10 protein-coding genes and 2 pseudogenes are annotated in these 19,619 nt (G+C 39.9%); all 12 read left to right on the top strand.

The features are described from left to right. Nucleotides 1–83: 83 nt before the first annotated feature. Nucleotides 84–3,041: a SusC/RagA family TonB-linked outer membrane protein gene (locus tag OWR28_RS22270; protein WP_332388571.1), complete on the top strand. Its 2,958-nt coding sequence runs from the start codon at nt 84–86 to the stop codon at nt 3,039–3,041. Nucleotides 3,042–3,051: 10 nt separating this feature from the next. After that, the gene (locus tag OWR28_RS22265) at nt 3,052–4,362 is read left to right on the top strand and encodes a SusD/RagB family nutrient-binding outer membrane lipoprotein (protein WP_332388570.1); all 1,311 of its coding nucleotides are present in this window, start codon (nt 3,052–3,054) and stop codon (nt 4,360–4,362) included. Further along, entirely contained in the window at nt 4,248–4,673 is a 426-nt protein-coding gene (locus tag OWR28_RS22260; RefSeq protein ID WP_332388569.1) for a SusD/RagB family nutrient-binding outer membrane lipoprotein, read from the top strand. Before OWR28_RS22265 ends, OWR28_RS22260 begins: the two co-directional genes overlap by 115 nt. A 171-nt stretch (nt 4,674–4,844) precedes the next feature. Next, nucleotides 4,845–6,143 (top strand): MFS transporter, encoded by a 1,299-nt coding sequence (locus tag OWR28_RS22255; protein ID WP_332388568.1) that lies wholly within the window; start codon nt 4,845–4,847, stop codon nt 6,141–6,143. Between the two features lie 33 nt (nt 6,144–6,176). Beyond that, nucleotides 6,177–7,147: pseudogene (locus OWR28_RS22250) on the top strand (glycoside hydrolase family 130 protein). Nucleotides 7,148–7,273: 126 nt separating this feature from the next. Continuing rightward, nucleotides 7,274–9,502 (top strand): annotated as a pseudogene (locus OWR28_RS22245) (GH92 family glycosyl hydrolase). 30 nt (nt 9,503–9,532) lie between these two features. After that, nucleotides 9,533–10,960, top strand: a complete 1,428-nt coding sequence (locus OWR28_RS22230) for a glycoside hydrolase family 125 protein (RefSeq protein ID WP_332388564.1) — start codon at nt 9,533–9,535, stop codon at nt 10,958–10,960. Between the two features lie 143 nt (nt 10,961–11,103). After that, nucleotides 11,104–13,221: an endo-beta-N-acetylglucosaminidase H gene (locus OWR28_RS22225; RefSeq protein ID WP_332388563.1), complete on the top strand. Its 2,118-nt coding sequence runs from the start codon at nt 11,104–11,106 to the stop codon at nt 13,219–13,221. 46 nt (nt 13,222–13,267) lie between these two features. Next, entirely contained in the window at nt 13,268–15,685 is a 2,418-nt protein-coding gene (locus tag OWR28_RS22220) for an endo-beta-N-acetylglucosaminidase H (RefSeq protein WP_332388562.1), read from the top strand. Between the two features lie 123 nt (nt 15,686–15,808). Beyond that, a complete protein-coding gene (locus OWR28_RS22215) occupies nt 15,809–16,669 on the top strand; it encodes an ROK family protein (protein WP_332388561.1) in 861 nt (286 codons plus the stop codon). Between the two features lie 21 nt (nt 16,670–16,690). After that, a complete protein-coding gene (locus OWR28_RS22210; protein ID WP_332388560.1) occupies nt 16,691–18,973 on the top strand; it encodes a GH92 family glycosyl hydrolase in 2,283 nt (760 codons plus the stop codon). Between the two features lie 65 nt (nt 18,974–19,038). Then, a complete protein-coding gene (locus OWR28_RS22205) occupies nt 19,039–19,494 on the top strand; it encodes a phosphoheptose isomerase (protein ID WP_332388559.1) in 456 nt (151 codons plus the stop codon). Nucleotides 19,495–19,619: the final 125 nt, after the last annotated feature.

Raw genomic sequence — 19,619 nt, 5'->3', positions numbered from 1 at the left:
GCTGAAAAACCAATAATTTATTTTGTATTGAAAAATAAAGTGATGTCATTGATTCTCAATTAAATCTAACGAATCTATACCTTATGAGAAAAGCAGTTATACCCGTTCTGTTCGTTTTTTCACTTACGGCGAATGCACAGGAGAAAAAATCAGCCGACACTACGAAGACAACCAGTATTGAGGAGGTCGTAGTCACCTCTTTGGGGATAAAAAGGCAGGCCCGCTCTTTGACGTATTCCAGTCAGCAGATTGGCGGGGATGAGCTTACAGAAGTGAAAACTCCCAACCTATTAAATTCGATCAACGGAAAAGTTTCCAATGTACAGATTAACAGAACCAATGGTGTAGGAAGTTCCGTAAGGGTGATTATGAGAGGGAATAAGTCTGTATCCAATAGCCAGCCATTGTATGTAGTGGATGGAATTCCTATTATCAATGGAACAGGAAAATCTACAGATATAAGCCAGTATGCTAATATGCCGGATCCTGGTGATGTATTAAGCTCTATCAACCCAGATGATATTGAAAGTATTAACTTCCTGAAAGGAGCATCAGCGTCAGCTTTATATGGTTCTGCAGGTGGAAACGGAGCTGTCTTGATTACTACCAAAAAAGGAAAAGCAGGTAAGAGTTCTATTTCTTACAGCACAAGCTTAACGGCAGAAAGAGCTTATAGCCTTCCGAAGCTGCAGCATAGCTATTTATCTTATGACCCATCTGTTCCTAATCAATCGCCAGGAAGTAATATTGAGAGCTGGGGAGCAAAAGGAAGTTCAAAGGATTATCTTAAAGATTTTCTGCAAACCGGAACTACTTGGGTAAACAGCCTTTCTTTTCAGTCAGGAAACGAGAAATCAACCAACTATTTTTCCATTGGAAATACAACCAATAAAGGGGTAATTCCAATGTCTTATTTTGATCAGTATAATGTCTCTTTTAGAAACTCAAGTAAGTTTCTGGATGATAAATTGACATTGGATGCCAACTTCATTGGCTCCTTACAGGACAGCAAAAACAGACAGACACCAGGAGCTTCTTTTTCTCCTTTAACAAGCTTATACTGGCTGCCAAGAGGTGTGGATTTTGATCAATATGGACCAGATAATTATTCTTTTATAGATAAAAAGAGACTTTTACCAGCACAAAACTGGTGGGAAGTAAATCCGGACGGAAGTTTCAAAGGAAATCCGGAAACACAAAACCCATATTGGATTTTAAACAGAAACCCGGTTACTGTTAAAAATAAAAATGCATACAGTGCTGTATCATTATCTTATCAAATCAATCCATGGCTGACAGCACGAGTAAGAGGAAATTATAGCTGGAATAGTTCAGACAGCCAGCGTGATATTTCAGCATATTCAGCACCAAGTTTATTAGCAGGAGGACAAAATGGAAGAATGCTTAAAAATGTATATGAAAATTCATCTACCTATGGTGATGTTTTATTGATTGGTAGTCCGAAATTAAGTGAATCAATTTCTTTAGACTTTACAGTTGGAGGAAGCGTTAATACAACAAGCAATAAAGTAACACAGATTGATAATGCTTATTTGTTAAATCCTAATTTATTTGCAATAAACAACCTTCAATGGAATGTGGACCGAAGTCAGGGAGATGGATATCATAATATCTACTGGAATTTGAAAAAACAGGTAAGATCAGTTTTTGCAAGTGCTTCAGTAGGATATAAGAATATGTTTTATGTAGATATGACCTTTAGAAATGACTGGGATTCCACTTTGGCATTAACAGGAAGAAGCGGATTTGATTATGAATCGGTAGGGGCAAATGCTATTTTATCTTCTATCTTTAAACTTCCGGAAACAATTAACTTCTGGAAAGTGAGAGGTTCTTATGCAACAGTAGGGTTAGGATTACCTGCCAATATTTCTAATGCAATGGTAGCTTATTACAATGCATACTCTTATGGGGTAGACGCAGGAAATATAGTATATCCAAAGAGTTCATTTGTAACCAGCAGACCAGACCTAATCCCAAGACCTGAACTTAACAAAACTTTTGAGGCAGGAACGGAATTAAGAATGCTCAATAACAGATTAAATTTTGACATTACTTATTATAATTCCAATGCAACTAACCAGCTGTTGGAAACTACTATAGGCTCAAACTTTGGAGGAATTCCGTCAGGTTCATATTATATTAATGCGGGGAAAATACGTAACACAGGTTTTGAAGCTTCATTATCATACAAAATCTTTGGTGCTGAAAAATTTGGTTGGACAACGACCGTGAATGCTTCAGCAAATAAGAATACAATTGTAGAATTGTTCCCATCAAGCCTGCCTATATCAGAAAATCAGCTATTTGCATTAACAGGAGGAGGAGATTTTACAAAACTGAGATTAGGTGGATCATTTGGAGATCTTTATGGAGTTAAATTCAAAAGAGATGATCAGGGACGTATCTTGGTAGATGAGAATGGTGTTCCATTGGGGACTACAGGAGATCCTCAATATTTGGGCAATCCGAATCCTAAGTTTATTCTGGGTTTTAATAACTCTTTTAATATTGGTAAGCTGGGAATTTCTTTCCTTATTGATGGTAAATTCGGAGGTAAAGTATTGTCTCTCACGGAGAAAGCAAATGATTTATATGGAGTAAGCCAGACGACAGCTGATGCAAGAGATGCTGGCGGAGTATCTATTCCGAATGCTGTATACGCTCCAGGCACCCCTAATGCAGGACAGGCCTATAATGGAGTTACTGATGCAAAAGCATATTATAAAAGGACTGGTGGTGCCGGTGGTATCGGGACAGGAATTGATGAAGCTTATATGTATAGCGCAACAACAGTTCGTTTACGTCAGGCCTCTATCTCATATAGCTTTGATATTAATTCCAAATATATGAGAAATGCTACAGTAAGTCTTGTTGGAACAAATTTATTCTTCTTTTATAAAAAAGCTCCATTCGATCCGGAACAAGTATCCGGAAATACACCAGGTGGGGTAGGAGTTGATTCATTTGGACTTCCAATTACACGATCTATCGGACTATCATTAAAGGCTAACTTCTAATTTAACGAAAATGAAATTCAAAAATATTAAAACACTGGTATTAGGTGCGGTAGTGCTGATGACAGCTTCAGGATGCGGTGATCTTGATCAATATAACCAGGAGAAACTTGGAAACCCTGAAATTTTTTATGCTGATTATAATGCGGTTGTTAATCCTTTAAAATCTATTCAAAGAGGATTACAGTCAGACTATCAGTTATATCCTAATTTAAGTGCAGATATGTTCAGTGGTATGTTCAGCACAGCAACTCCTTTTAATGGAGGGAAGAACAATTTGACATATTTCATGATGGATGGTTGGAACAACAGAATTATTGCCAGACAGCAGGATATTTTCAATTATTCCATCATCATAGATAATGCAGCTAAAAACTTTTATCCTGACATAGACTTTACAGCTACATTTGCGGTAAAGAAAATATTAAAAGTCATCACTGCGGCCAGAGTATCAGATAGCCATGGTCCGGTAGTGTACAGCAAATATGAGACACCTAATGCAAACGGCGTCACTGATTTTGACTCTCAACAGGAGGCTTACCTGCATTTTATTAACGATCTTAGTGCTGCTATTACTGACCTTCAAAAGGTACAGAATATGCCAGCTAATCAAAATGAAGGTGATAAGGCCGCATTGAAAAAAGCAGATCTGGTATTTAATGGAAATATTTCTCAGTGGGCAAAGCTTGCCAATTCATTAAAGCTGAGATTAGCGATGAGAATGAGCTATGCAGATCCGGCAAAATCTAAACAATATGCTGAAGAGGCATTAGCTTCATCTGCGGGATTGATTACTGATAATGCGGATAATGCATTGATCAGTGTTGGGCAATCAGAATTGAGTTTTATCATTTACTCATGGGGAGATTGTTTAATTGGTGCTCCATTGATGGCTTATATGAACGGATACAATGACCCGAGACTTCCTGCTTATGCTATTCCTGCATCTGATCCAAGCTTACAGGGAAAATATATAGGAATCCGTCAGGGAATTGATTTATTAAATGGTAAATCAACGTATGGAGGATTCTCGCAACCACAGGCAAAATCTGCCAACGGAGATTATTTCTCTGCTACAGATGGTAAAATGAAATTATTCACCGCTGCAGAAACATGGTTCCTTAAAGCAGAAGCTGCTTTGAGAGGATATGCAGGAGCGGGCGATATTCAAACGAACTATACCACAGGGGTTCAGCAATCTTTCGGCGAATGGGGAAAAGTGCAAGCGTTGCCGCTTACCTTGCTGATACAACTTCTACAGAAGCTCCTTATGTTGATCCGAAAAATCCGGATAATAACGTACCTGTTGGAAACCCTCAGTTAAGTACCATCACTATTGCATGGAATAACAGTGATACCAACGAAAGAAAATTAGAAAGAATTATTACCCAGAAATGGCTTTCCCTTTATCCAAACGGACCGGAAGCCTGGGCAGAACAGAGAAGAACAGGATATCCGGTTCTTTTCAAAGTAAGAAAAAATGATAGTGGCGGTGCAATCAGTACAGAGGCAATGATCAGAAGAATTCCTTTCACTATTGATACGAAAACGTCATTGTATAATTACCAGCAGGCTGCTCAAATGCTGAACGGCCCTGATACCGGAGGAACCAAGCTTTGGTGGGATAAGAAATAAAAATATTCAGAATCACTCATTAATAAAGAGACATCTCAAAATCAGTTTATCTGAAACAAATATTGAGGCGGGAGGATAGAGTAGAACCTCCAAAAAATTTATAGTTTCGTTTTTTAAGCCTGAATGAATCTTTTGAGATGTTCTCTTTTTCTTTAGAATCTTACTTTTAATATGGGAAAAAACAATCCCGGAACCCGTCGGATCCAGCCAATTCTCTGGATATCCACATTATATTTTGCAATGGGAGTACCCTTTGTAACCATTAATGCGGTTTCAGGAATTATGTATAAAGATATGGGTGTTTCGGATTCGCAGATCACATTCTGGACAGCGCTTATCCTGTTTGCATGGACATTGAAGCCGCTTTGGAGCCCTTTTCTGGAGATCTATAAAACTAAAAAGTTCTTTGTTGTTTTTACCCAGTTTGCCATAGGAATTCTGTTTGCTCTGATAGCTTTAAGTCTGCCGATGCATGATTTTTTCAAATACAGTATTGCCCTTTTTGTAGTAGTGGCATTTTGCGGAGCCACCCATGATGTCGTAGCAGACGGAACGTATATTGGCTTTCTTACCAATAAGGAACAGGCAAGATATATCGGCTGGCAGGGTGCTTTTTACAATCTTGCTAAAATTATCAGCAGTGGAGCGCTCGTTTATTGTGCAGGGGTTTTGGAAAAAACAAAAGGAGTTACCAATGCATGGATGATCATTATGGCAATTTATGCCTTACTGTTTTTTGCATTAGCGATTTATCACTATTTCATTCTTCCGGATGAAAACAGAGAAGAACAGAAAAAAGAAAAAACAGCCGGAAATGTCCGTAAAGAATTATTGGAAGTCATTACTTCTTTCTTTACCAAAAAAAATATTGTATGGTCTGTGCTTTTCATTATTCTGTACCGTTTTGCAGAAGGATTTGCGATCAAAATTGCTCCTCTGTTTTTTAAGGCTCCAAGGTCGTCAGGAGGATTAGGATTATCCACTTCGGATATAGGGCTGGTTTATGGAACTTATGGCTCAGCAGCATTTATTTTAGGGTCTGTACTGGCCGGATATTTTATCTCAGCACGCGGACTGAAAAGATCATTGATATGGCTTTGCTGTGCATTTAATATTCCGTTTGTGGTATATGCGTTACTGGCATACTATCAGCCGGCTGACCTTTTACCAGTAGGAATTGCTGTAGTAATAGAGTATTTCGGATATGGATTTGGTTTTGTAGGGTTAATGCTTTACATGATGCAGCAGATTGCTCCCGGAAAACACAAAACAGCGCATTATGCATTTGCAACAGGAATTATGAACCTTGGCGTAATGATTCCCGGAATGTTCAGTGGAATGATCAGTGACGGGATCGGATATAAAATGTTCTTTATCTGGGTATTGATTGCTACCATTCCCGCATTTTTAGTCACCTTATTTGTTCCTTTCCCTTATCCTGAAAATCAGAAAGAACAAGAACACAATTAATAAACAAATTTTAAATAAAAAGTTAAAAACTTTATGACAGCTCAATCAGTAATGATCCCTTGGCAGGATCGCCCGGAAGGTTGCAGTGATATCATGTGGAGGTTTTCCGAAAACCCGATCATTAACAGATATGCGATACCAACATCCAACAGTATATTCAACAGTGCAGTAATCCCTTTTGAAGATGGGTTCGCTGGGGTATTCCGTTGTGATAACAAGGCCGTGCAGATGAATATTTTTGCCGGTTTCAGTAAAGATGGGATTAATTGGGATATCAACCATGATCCTATTGAAATGCAGGCAGGAAATACGGATATGATTGAATCCGATTACAAATATGATCCCCGCGTAACTTTCATTGAAGACCGTTACTGGATCACATGGTGCAACGGATACAACGGCCCAACCATCGGAATCGGGTATACTTTTGATTTTAAAGAATTTTTCCAGTGTGAAAATGCCTTTCTTCCATTCAACAGAAACGGTGTTTTGTTCCCTGAAAAAATAAACGGTAAATATGCCATGTTGAGCCGTCCGAGTGATAACGGGCATACGCCTTTCGGAGATATTTATATCAGTTATAGTCCTGATATGAAATATTGGGGAGAACACCGTTGCGTGATGAAAGTAACGCCTTTCGAAGACAGTGCATGGCAGTGTACGAAGATCGGGGAGGACCTGTTCCTATCAAAACAGAAGAAGGATGGCTGCTTTTCTATCATGGAGTGATCAATACCTGCAGAGGATTCAGATATTCAATGGGAGCAGCTTTGCTGGACCTTGAAGACCCTACAAAAGTATTGTACAGAACGAAGCCTTATTTACTGGCTCCGGCTGAATTGTATGAACTTACCGGAGATGTGCCGAACGTGGTATTCCCTTGTGCGGCATTGACAGAAGGAGATAAAGTAACAGTATATTACGGTGCGGCTGATACTGTGGTTGCTATTGCCTTTGGATATATCTCAGAAATCATTGATTTTATGAAAAAGAATTCAATTTAATACAGTAATATAAGTTTAGCAAAATAGGTTAATCATTTTAATTTTCCTTTGTTTTCTGGGAATTGTATAATGGTTTTCCTATTTTTAAACCAACTTTAAAACAAAAAATTCCGATACCTCTCTATCATGAAAAAAGAACTGCTTATCTGCTTTTTTACCACCCTGATGTCTGTAGCTAATGCCCAGCAAAATAAAAATGATGTTTTATCCTGGGTAGATCCTTTCATAGGCACGGGAGGACATGGACATACATTTCCGGGGGCAACCACGCCATTCGGAATGATACAGCTGAGCCCGGATCAGAATACGAAAAGTGGCGACTGGGACTGGTGTTCAGGATATCATTACAGCAGCAAAACGATCATGGGATTCAGTCATAATCACCTTAGCGGAACAGGGTGGGCCGACCTTGGGGATATTCTGGTTATGCCTACTGTAGGACAGATAAAAATGGTTCCCGGGTCAGAAGAAAAACCGGAAACTGGTTACCGATCAACATTTACCCATGATAAAGAAATAGCATCCCCGGGATATTATTCTGTGATGCTGGACAGCTACGGAATTAAAGCAGAGCTTACTGCGTCTCCAAGAGTGGGATTTCATAAATATACTTTTCCAAAGAGTAATGAATCAAACATCATTATTGATCCTACCAATAAAATTTTCGGAAATATCTACCATACCTTAGTCAGTGTGGAAGGCAATAATAAAATCAAAGGATACTGCTACAGCAATGGCTGGGGAGGTAAACGGTTTGCTTACTTCGTGATGGAGTTTTCCAAACCGTTTAAGTCTTACGGCGTTTATGCTGACGGAAAAATCAAAAATGATGAAAAAATTGCCCTTGCCAAGGATGCCAAAGCTTTCGTAAGATTTTCAACAGAAGACCAGGAAAGCATTGAAGTAAAAGTATCTTTATCTCCGGTGAGTACAGAAAACGCACAGGAAAATTTCGATACCGAAGCAAAAAATATTGACTTTGCGAAAGCGAAAGAAACTGCCCAAAAAACCTGGAGAGATCTTATCGGAAGATTTCAGGTAACAGGAGGAACAGATAATCAGAGAAAAATTTTCTATACCGGCGTTTACCATACATTCATTGCACCCAATCTTTATATGGACGTGAACGGAGATTATGTTGCCGCCCAGGAAAATATGAATACCAAATGGTTCACGAATTACAGTACGTATTCATACTGGGACGGATTCAGAGCAACTCACCCGCTGCTGACCATCATGGATCAGAAACACACCAAAGAATTTGCCAATTCTCTGATCAGCAGATATACAGACCGTAAAGATCATATGCCGATCTGGGAGCTTTGCGGATATGATAACTTCTGTATGCTGGGTTATCACAGTGCTTCAGTAATCTGGGATGCTATCTCAAAAGGAGTTCCGGGTATTGATGCCGAAAAAGCATTTGCAGCGATGAAAGATGCTTCTTTAACGGATAAAATGAGCAGCAGTGATGGAGGTGGAGGTCTTAATGATTATATCAGACTAGGTTATACACCATCAGAAAACGGTGCTTCCGTGTCTGCAACACTTGAATATTCATATGATGACTGGTGCATTCAGCAGCTGGCAGAAAAATTAGGTAAAAGATGAAGCAGAAGTTTACAGAAAACGTTCTATGAACTTCCTGAATACCTTCAATAAAGAAAATAACCACTTCTGGCCAAGACAGAAAGACGGAAAATTCTTATCAGATTTCACTCTTAACGACTGGAAAAAGCTTCAGCCACACTGGGTTTCCGGAAATATCTGGGCGTATGATTTCTTTGTTCCGCATCAGATTGATGAAATGATGAATCTGTACGGAGGAAAAAAGGGTTTGAAGAAAAGCTGGATAAAACCTTTACAGAAGCGCTGCATATGGAAGGAGAGCAGCACGTTGATATCTCAGGATTCATTGGATCATTAGGATTCGGGGATGAACCTGGACATCATGTTCCATACCTGTACAACTATGCAGGAAGTCCTTACAAGACTCAGAAAATGGTAAAATACATCCGTGACAATATGTACGCGGCGAAACCGGATGGGATTGTCAATAATGAAGACTGCGGTCAGATGTCTGCATGGTATATTTTCTCTTCATTAGGATTTTATCCTGTGACACCGGGAAAACCTGTTTATGCCATAGGAGCGCCACAATTTCCGAAAGCATCATTAAAACTAGAGAATGGAAAAACTTTTACTGTAATTGCTGACAAGGTATCCGACAAGAATATCTATGTACAGAAAATGTTCCTGAACGGCAAAGAATATAAAAGCTGGGAACTACACCACAGCGATATCATGAACGGCGGCGAACTGAGATTCGTAATGGGAAGCAAACCGGTAAAATAAAACTATAAAAATAAACGAAACAAAGTATCAATGGAAAGGAGAAATTTTATTAAAACAAGTGCACTGGCAGGAGCCGGATTGCTGTTTACACAGAATGTTTTTGCTAAAAATTTAGTACTGGACGATTTTCCTGTTGTCCGCGTCCCTAAAGAGAAAAGACATTTTGCCAGCGAATCCGTAGAAAATGCTATTGCAGCGTTTAAAAAGAAAGTAAAAAACAAAGAGTTAAGCTGGCTTTTTGAAAACTGCTTCCCGAATACATTGGATACTACTGTTTATTATACAGAAACCAGCGGAACACCGGATACCTATGTGATCACCGGGGATATTGATGCCATGTGGCTTCGTGACAGCTCGGCGCAGGTTTTTCCTTATCTCCAGTTCTCGAAGAAAGATGAAAAGCTGCACAAGCTGATCTCAGGAGTGATTCACAAGCAGACTGCTTTCATCCTGAAGGATCCTTATGCGAATGCTTTCTATAACGATGATCAGAAGATCAGTAAATGGAAAGAGTATGATCATACTGATATGAAACCGGGTACCCATGAAAGAAAATGGGAGATAGACTCGCTTTGCTATCCTATCCGTCTGGCCTACCACTTCTGGAAAACAACAGGAGATACAAAACCTTTTGATGCCAACTGGCTGAAGGGAATTAAGCTTACCCTGCAGACCTTTACAGAACAGCAGAGAAAACATGACCTCGGACCCTACAAATTCGAGCGTACAACAGCCTGGGCAACAGATGGAGTTCCAATGGGAGGATATGGGTATCCAACAAAACCGGTTGGTCTTATCAGCTCTATGTTCCGTCCAAGTGATGATGCTACTATTTATGGATTCCTGATTCCGTCTAACTTATTTGCTGTTGTAAGCTTGCGTCAGGCTGCAGAAATGGTTTCTCAGATTAAAAATGAAAAAACGTTGGCTCAGCAACTGAACAGCCTTGCAGATGAGGTAGAGGCAGCCATCAAAAAATACGGAATTTACAATCATCCTGAATTTGGAAAAATCTATGCTTTTGAAGTGAACGGCTTCGGAAGTTATAACCTGATGGATGACGCGAACTGTCCAAGCTTGCTGGGACTGCCTTATCTGGATGCGGTGAAAGCTGATGACCCTGTTTATCTGAATACAAGAAAATTTGTATGGTCAGAAAACAACCCGTTCTTCTTCAAAGGTAAGCTGGCAGAAGGAATAGGAGGGCCGCATATCGGATTGGATATGATCTGGCCAATGAGTATCATCATGAAGGCTCTCACTACCAAAGATAAAAGTGAGATCAGATGGTGTATAGATACCTTACAGAAAACGCACGGAGGAACAGGCTTTATGCATGAGTCCTTCCATAAAGACAATGACAAAAAGTTCACCAGAGAATGGTTTGCATGGGCAAATACCCTGTTTGGCGAATTGTTATGGAAAACCTTTAACGAAAACCCTGAGCTACTGACATAGCCGATCCTTTTATATGGTTTATTCATCTGAGATACTTTCCTGAAAAGAAGGTATCAGGGGAAAGCTATATAAAAATCCAGACACCAAAGCACCTTAAAAAAATTATACAATGAAAAAAATCCATCTTTACCGCACTGATTGCCATGATGCTTCAATCCGGTTCTCTGATCAACGCACAACAGCTTAGCCCTACAGGGATATGCTATGTGGAAGTGAATAACAACAACCTCCTGAATGCAGGAGCGTACAAACTGCAGACATCGAACAGCTATCTGTTCAATGTGGTGAATATCTTTGCGGCCAATATTAATTATGATACCAGCCGTGGAAGAGCTTATCTGTATTCCAATAACAACGTTACCAAAGTGCTTACCAATGCAGATACCTATATAAAGCCCCTTCAGCAAAAGGGAATGAAAGTAGTACTCACTATTTTGGGAAACCATCAGGGAGCAGGAATCTGTAATTTTCCTACCCGTGAAGCCGCAAAAGATTTTGCTTTACAGCTTGCCAATACAGTGAATACCTATGGTCTTGATGGAATTGATTTTGATGATGAATATTCAGAATACGGAAATAACGGAACAGGGCAGCCTAATGACAGCTCTTTTGTAATGCTGGTTCAGGAGCTCAGAGCATTATTGCCGAATAAAATTATTTCATTCTATTACTACGGTCCTGCTGCTTCAAGGCTTTCCTGGAACGGAGCAAGGGTAGGAGACAATGTCAATTACAGCTGGAATGCGATGTACGGAACCTTCTCAGCTCCGAATGTACCTCCGCTTACCAAAGCACAAATCTCTCCGGCAGCTGTATGGATGGGAAATACGTCTAACTCTACAACAACCAGTTTAGCCACTCAGACTAAGAACGGCGGTTACGGAGTATTTATGTGGTATGATCTGCATGGAACCAATGAAACTGCACAGCTTTCAGCAGGAACCCAGACATTGTACGGAGAACCTACTGTTTTAAGCGGTACTTTACAGTCATGGACACAAGGTACAAACTGTGATGCCCCTATCGGGCTGTACACAAGCAATCTTACAGGAACAAGTGCAAAACTGAACTGGTCAGCCGTGGGAACCAATACCTATGATGTTGATTATAAACCAGCTTCTTCAACAACCTGGACGAATGCGGTAACAGCAACGGGTTCCACTTCTGTAACGATTTCCGGATTAACAGCCAATACTGATTACGACTGGAGAATCAGAACCAATTGCAGCGTGAAAAGTGCCTATATGTTTGCTCCAAGGTTTACCAGTGCCTCAGGAACAACTCCTACAGGATCTTATGCCTTATCTCTGGACGGAAGCACAGAGTCAGGAGCTGCCGGCAGTATGAATCTGAGCGGTTCTGCATTATCTTTTGAGGGCTGGATTAAACCTTCGTCCTTCAAATCTGCATCCCCATATATTTCTTCTATTATGGGAACAGAAGTGAGCGACAGCAATTCTGCGTTCCTGAGATTAGGGGATGCCAGCCTGGCGAATAATAAACTTCAGTTTGTGGTAAGTATTAATAATGTACAGCAAAAACTGGCCTCTGCAACAGCCTTAAATGCCAACACCTGGTATCATGTGGCAGCTACTTATGACGGTGCCAATATGAAAATTTACATCAATGGTGTTCTGGATGCGACTAAAGCTCAAACCGGAAGTGTGAATTCAACAGGAGCATTCAATGTAGGATATTTATATAACACGTCAAGGAATTTCAATGGAAAAATAGATGAGGTAAGAGTGTGGAAACGCGCCTTGAGCCAGACGGAAATAAGTCAGAATATGTGTAATGTATCCGTTCCTGCTGCTTCACTGGCTGCTTACTGGAAGTTTAACGAAGGAAGTGGTTCTACTGTTCAGGATACTTCAGGAAACGGAGTGACTTTAACGTTGACGGGTGTAGACTCTTCTAATTGGGGAACAGATCTGCCATGTACAACTGGAAGCTCACTATTGGCGAGAAATGCCGGAAACCAAAAGGCTATAAACCCAGAACAGGTAAATGTCAAAAATCAAATAAAACTATATCCTAATCCGGCAAGCAAATCTTCATCACTGACAGTTTCTGTTCCGGATGAATACAGCAACGGAAAATTGACAATTTATGATTTTAATGGAAGAATCGTAGACACAAAATCACTGAACTCAGGAAACAATCAATACGAATTGAGCAGAATTTCAGCAGGAAACTACATCGTTCAGTTTGAATCTCATGACGGAAGTTTAAAACAATCCGAAAAACTAATTGTAAAATAACAAAACCAGTCATTGGGCTTCGGCCCAATGATTTTCTGCTACAAAATTGATAGACTATGAGAAAAAATTCCTTTTTATTCCCTTAATGGCGCTCATGCTTCAATCTGCTCCGCTGCTCAAAGCACAGCAGCTTGATCCCTTGGGAGTCTGCTATGTGGAAGTGAATAACAATAATATGCTGAATGCAGGTTCCTATACTTTGCAGAACACCAACAGACAGCTTTTTGATGTTGCGATTATTTTTGCCGCCAATATCAATTATGATGTTTCCAAAAGCAGAGCTTACATCTCAAACAATAACAACGTCACCAAAGTCCTGAATGATGTTAATACCTACGTAAAGCCTTTACAGGAAAAAGGAATAAAAGTTCTTCTGGATCTCTTGGGAAACCACCAGGGAGCCGGAATTTCCAATTTTCCTAATCGGGAAGCGGCAAAAGATTTCGCAATGCAGGTGGCTCATACTGTTTATACCTATGGACTGGATGGTGTGGACCTGGATGATGAATACGCAGGATACGGAAATAACGGAACAGGGCAACCTAATAACAGTTCTTTTGTAATGCTTTTGCAGGAATTGAAAGCAGCAATGCCGGATAAACTCATTACATTCTATTATTATGGACCGGCTACAACCAGACAAACTTATAACGGAGATTTAGCAGGAAACTATATCAATTATACATGGAATGCCATGTACAGTACCTACAATGCTCCTGTTGTTCCTCCACTTGATAAATCCAGGATTTCTGCTGCGGCAACATGGATCCAAAACCCCAATCCCGGCTCAACATCCGCCGCTACACTGGCAAGCCTTGCTACCAGCACAAAGAATGACCAATACGGCGTTTTTATGTGGTATGATCTGGCCGGAACCAATGTAGCCAGCTATCTGAGCACAGGGTCTAATATACTTTACAATGAAAATACAATCTTAAGCGGCCAGCTATATTCATGGTCGCAAGGACAAACCTGTGATCCTCCATTGGGACTCGATGTTTCCAATATAACAGGAACTTCAGCTCAACTGAACTGGACTTCCAATGCTTCCCAGTCTTACAATATTGATTACAAGCCGGTCAGTTCAGCAGTATGGACGAATGTAGCCAGCAATTATTCAGGAAACAATATTGTTATTAATAACCTTACCCTGAATACGGATTACGACTGGAGAATACAGTCCGGCTGCTCACCGGCCTTAACAAGTACTTATATTTTCGCACCAAGGTTTAATTCCGGAAGTGGCTGCACTACGCCATCAGGATTAACTTCCGGAAGTTTCCTTGGAAATACGGCTCAACTGTCATGGGATGCAGGAAACGCCACTTCATATACCCTGCAATACAAAACAGCTTCAGCAACAACCTGGTCTGAAATTCCGAATATTACTACCAACTCCTATTCATTACAGAATCTGACCCCAAACACAAACTACGTATGGAAAGTACAGGCTTCATGCGCGGGAGGAACTACAAGTACCTATTCTGCTGAAGGATCATTTAACAGCGGTTTTGCACCGGTTACAAGCCCCGGAGCAAGATCACTTTCTTTTAACGGAAGCACGCATTATCTTAACGCAGGACAATTTAACCTGAGCGGAAATGCTGTGACATTGGAAGGGTGGGTAAAAGTAAATGCTTTCAAAACAGCTTTTCCTTACATTTCATCAGTATTAGGAGTGGAAGTAGGAGATAATAATTCGGCTATGCTTCGTTTCGGAGATGGAAATCTGGCGAATAATAAGCTTCAATTCATTTTGAGCTTCGGTTCATCACAGGTGAAACTTAATACCAATACAGCATTCAATACCAATACCTGGTATCATATAGCAGCCACTTACGATGGCGCAGCCATGAAGATCTATGTCAATGGTAATCTTGATGCAAGCTTTGCGGTGACAGGCAACTTTACGGCAAACGGAATCCTTTATCTGGGTAGGAATTATGATAATTCCCGTACACTCAACGGTTTCCTTGATGAATTCAGAGTTTGGAAACGAGCACTGACACCACAGGAAATATTGAGTAACAGCTGTAGTGTTCCCGCCAATTATACAGGTCTTGAAGCCAACTGGAAAATGGATGAAGGAAGCGGAATGGGAGCCTTAGATGCTACAGCAAATACCCATTTTGCGACCCTGGTCAATATGACAGATGCCAACTGGAGAACAGACGTTGCCTGTACATCATCTCTTGCCGTGAAAGATCTTGAATCTGTAAAAGAGAGCAGTGCCGTTTATCCAAATCCTGTAAAGGGAGGAAATGATATTCACTTTGCCATCAGCGATAACTCTGCAAGTGAAGTGGCATTGTATGATGCTTCAGGAAAACTGTTCAAAAAACAGAATATTGATCAAAATAATAATGCAGTGAATACGCAGGATTTAATCAGTGGTACTTATATTTACAAAATTACATCCTCAAACAGTAAAGTAATATCAACGGGTAAAGTAATTGTAAAGTAAAATTCAGATAATGAAACAGTTATCAGAATTGAAAATATAAAGTCTGAAAATGCAATACAGGCAGGCAGGGGTGGTATTTCCTGTTTGTCTGTTTTTCAGTCAGGGAATTAAAAATTAAAAATAATGCAGAATATAGTAGGAATCGATATCGGAGGGTCGCACATCACGCTGGCTCAGGTAGATCCGGAAAAACGTGAAATTATTTCTTCCACTTATGTAAGAGAACATGTGAATGCTTTTGATAACAAAGAAGTTATTTTTGAGGCATGGGTTTCAGCCATTCATAAAGTGGCTCATGATCTGGTAAAAGAAGATCTTCTGATCGGTATCGCAATGCCGGGACCTTTCGATTATGAAAACGGGATATCCCTTATGCAGCATGGAAAATTTATTGATATCTATCAGGTTAATATCAAAGAAGAACTGGCAAAAAGGCTGGATATTTCTCAGGAGCAGATTCATTTTGTAAATGATGCGGCAGCCTTTATGGAAGGAGAAGTATTCGGAGGATGTGCTCAGGGATTCGACAGGATTTTTGGAGTCACTCTCGGTACCGGATTGGGAACCACTTTCTATAATGGGGAATTTGCTACCGATGAAGACTTATGGGATTCTCCTTTTAAAGATTCTATCAGTGAAGAATATCTGGCGACGCGCTGGTTCGTGAATCACTACAAAGAACTTACCGGTGAGGAAATTTCAGGAACGAAAGATCTTCTGGACAAACCTGCGGAAATACAGAAAAGAATGTTTGATGAATATGCAGATTCTTTCTCTGAATTTATTGTGAAATATGTAGACCATTACAAACCGGAAGTTTTAGTTATAGGAGGAAATATTGCCAAGGCTTATCCTCATTTTGAACAAAGATTTATTCAGAACTTAACAAAGAATAATATTAACTTGCAGGTTAAAATTTCGGCAATATTTGAAGATGCGGCCATTCTTGGAGCTGCCAGCTATGCCTTAAAAAAGCTTATATAAATTAACAAACGAAAAGATACAATGAAGTTTATATTTTCTACTTGCTTACTGTTATTACAGGCCTGGGCTTTAGGTCAGAATGTATCTCCCGTAGATTATGTGAATCCTTTGATGGGGACCCAATCCAAACCTTCTTTATCCAACGGAAATACCTATCCTGCTGTAGGACTTCCATGGGGAATGAATATCTGGACACCGCAGACCGGTAAAATGGGTGACGGATGGGCATATACCTACGATGCAGATAAAATAAAAGGATTTAAACAAACCCATCAGCCTTCTCCATGGATGAACGATTATGGCGCATTTTCCATCATGCCGGGAGTAGGAAAAGTGAAATTTAAAGAAGATGAAAGAGCAAGCTGGTTCAGTCACAAAGCTGAGGTTACGACGCCTTATTTCTACAGTGTTTATCTTGCTGATATCAATGTTACCACAGAATTTACCCCTACGGAAAGAGCTTCTTATTTTAAATTTGACTTTCCAAAAACAGACAGTGCTTACGTAGTTGTCGACGCTTTGAACAAAGGCTCTTACATCAAAATTTTACCAAAAGAAAGAAAGATCCTGGGATATACAACGAAATATTCTACCGGGAAATACGAAAACTTTAAAAACTACTTTGTCATTCAGTTTGATAAAGATTTTGAACTGACAAAAACCTGGAAAGATGATAAACTTGTCAATGACCAATTAGAAATTACCAGTGATCATACCGGTGCTGTAGTAGGTTTTAAGCTTAAAAATAAAGAAACGGTTTATGCAAAAGTAGCCTCTTCATTCATCAGTTTCGAACAGGCAGAACTGAACCTTAAAAGAGAAATCGGTACCAGAAACTTTGAGCAGGTGAAAACCGATGCTAAAAATATCTGGAACAAAACATTAGGGAAAATAGACGTAAAAGGAGGAACAGATCAGCAGATGAGAACTTTTTACTCTTCTTTATACAGAACTTTATTCTTCCCACAGAAATTATATGAAATTGATGCTCAGAATAAAATAAAACACTGGAGCCCTTACAACGGTAAAATTGTTGACGGAAGAATGTTTGCAGGAACCGGATTTTGGGATACTTTCCGTGCTTTGTACCCTTTCCTGAACCTTGTTTACCCAGGCATCAATGTAGAAATGCAGGAAGGATTGGTGAATGCTTACAAAGAAGGAGGATTCTTACCGGAATGGAGCAGTCCGGGATATTCTGATATTATGATTGGAAATAACTCTGCATCCGTAGTGGCAGACGCTTACATCAAAGGTCTTCGCGGGTATGATGTGGAAACGCTTTGGCAGGCTGTAAAACACGGAGCAGATAACGAAGGGCCTATAGAAGCTGTAGGCCGTGCAGGAGTAAAGTATTATAATGAATTAGGCTATGTTCCTTACGATGTAAAAATCAATGAGAATGCAGCCAGAACATTGGAGTACGCTTATGACGATTTTTCAATTTATCAGTTAGGGAAAGCATTAGGAAAGCCAGCTTCAGAAATTGATATTTATAAGAAAAGAGCTTATAATTACAAAAATATATTCGACAAGGAGACAGGCTTAATGCGTGGTAAAAATAAAGACGGTAATTTCCAGAGACCTTTCAATCCTTTCAAATGGGGAGATGCTTTTACAGAAGGGAACAGCTGGCATTACACTTGGTCTGTTTTCCAGGATATCGACGGTCTGGCGGAGCTGATGGGTGGGAAAAAGAAATTTGAAGCCAAATTGGATGAAGTATTTTCATTGCCTCCCGTTTTTGATGATAGCTATTATGGAGGCGTGATCCACGAGATCAGAGAAATGCAGATCATGAATATGGGGCAGTATGCCCACGGAAACCAGCCTATCCAGCATATGATCTATCTGTATAACTTTGCAGGGGCACCTTACAAAACCCAATATTGGGCAAGACAGGTGATGAATAAACTGTATCATGCCACTCCGGACGGATACTGCGGTGACGAAGATAACGGACAAACGTCTGCATGGTATATTTTCTCAGCCCTTGGGTTTTATCCTGTAACGCCGGCAACAGATCAGTATGTGTTGGGAGCTCCTTTGTTTAAAGAAGCAACCATTCATCTCGAAAATGGTAAGAAAATTGAAATAAAAGCTCCTGAAAACAATGCGGAAAACTTATATGTAAAATCTTTGAATGTAAACCAACAGCCTTACTCTAAAAACTGGCTGAGCCACAAGGAACTGATGAAAGGTGCTGTTTTGGATTTTAAAATGGATAGCAAACCTAACAAAGAAAGAGGTTCACAGGAAAAAGATTTCCCATATTCAATGTCAAAAGAAGAATCAAATAAATAATCGCTAATTTAAAAATATAGCTGTATGAGTACAGAAAAAAAGAAATATTCGAGAGAGTAGAAAATATGCTGCAAACACAGGGTTTTAACATTGCAGCAAAAGATGATACAAGACCATGGGGAGGTTTCTTTGTCATTGATGAAACACAGGCACAGGATTTTGCCAACCGGTATTTTGACGGGATTGATGTAGACAGCCTGAGAATAGGAGGAAAGCTGAGCCCGAAAATCCTTATCGTGGCTCCGGAAGCAAGATTAAGCTGGCAATACCACCACAGAAGAGCCGAAATCTGGCAGGTAGTGGAAGGAACCGTAGGCATCAAAAGAAGCAATACTGATGAAGAGGGAGAGTTGAAAGAATATGGTCCGAAAGATCAGGTAAAACTTCAGCAGGGTGAAAGACACAGATTAATCGGCCTTGAAGGCTGGGGAATCGTTGCCGAAATCTGGCAGCATACCGATGCCTCCAATCCTTCAGACGAAGATGATATCGTAAGAGTTCAGGATGACTTTGGAAGATAAATAAAAAAACCGCTTCAATGAAGCGGTTTTTTTATTGGTCAGGAAGCTTGAGGCTGGAAGAGGGAAGTTTCTGGAGGTTATCAGAAGTTTTTATTCTCCTTTATTAATGCTGATGAATTTTACCT

The organism is Chryseobacterium sp. 1B4 (assembly GCF_036631475.1).
Lineage (GTDB): Bacteria > Bacteroidota > Bacteroidia > Flavobacteriales > Weeksellaceae > Chryseobacterium.
Note: the sequence above shows the minus strand (reverse complement) of the source record. Positions and strands in the feature narration are given on the sequence as shown.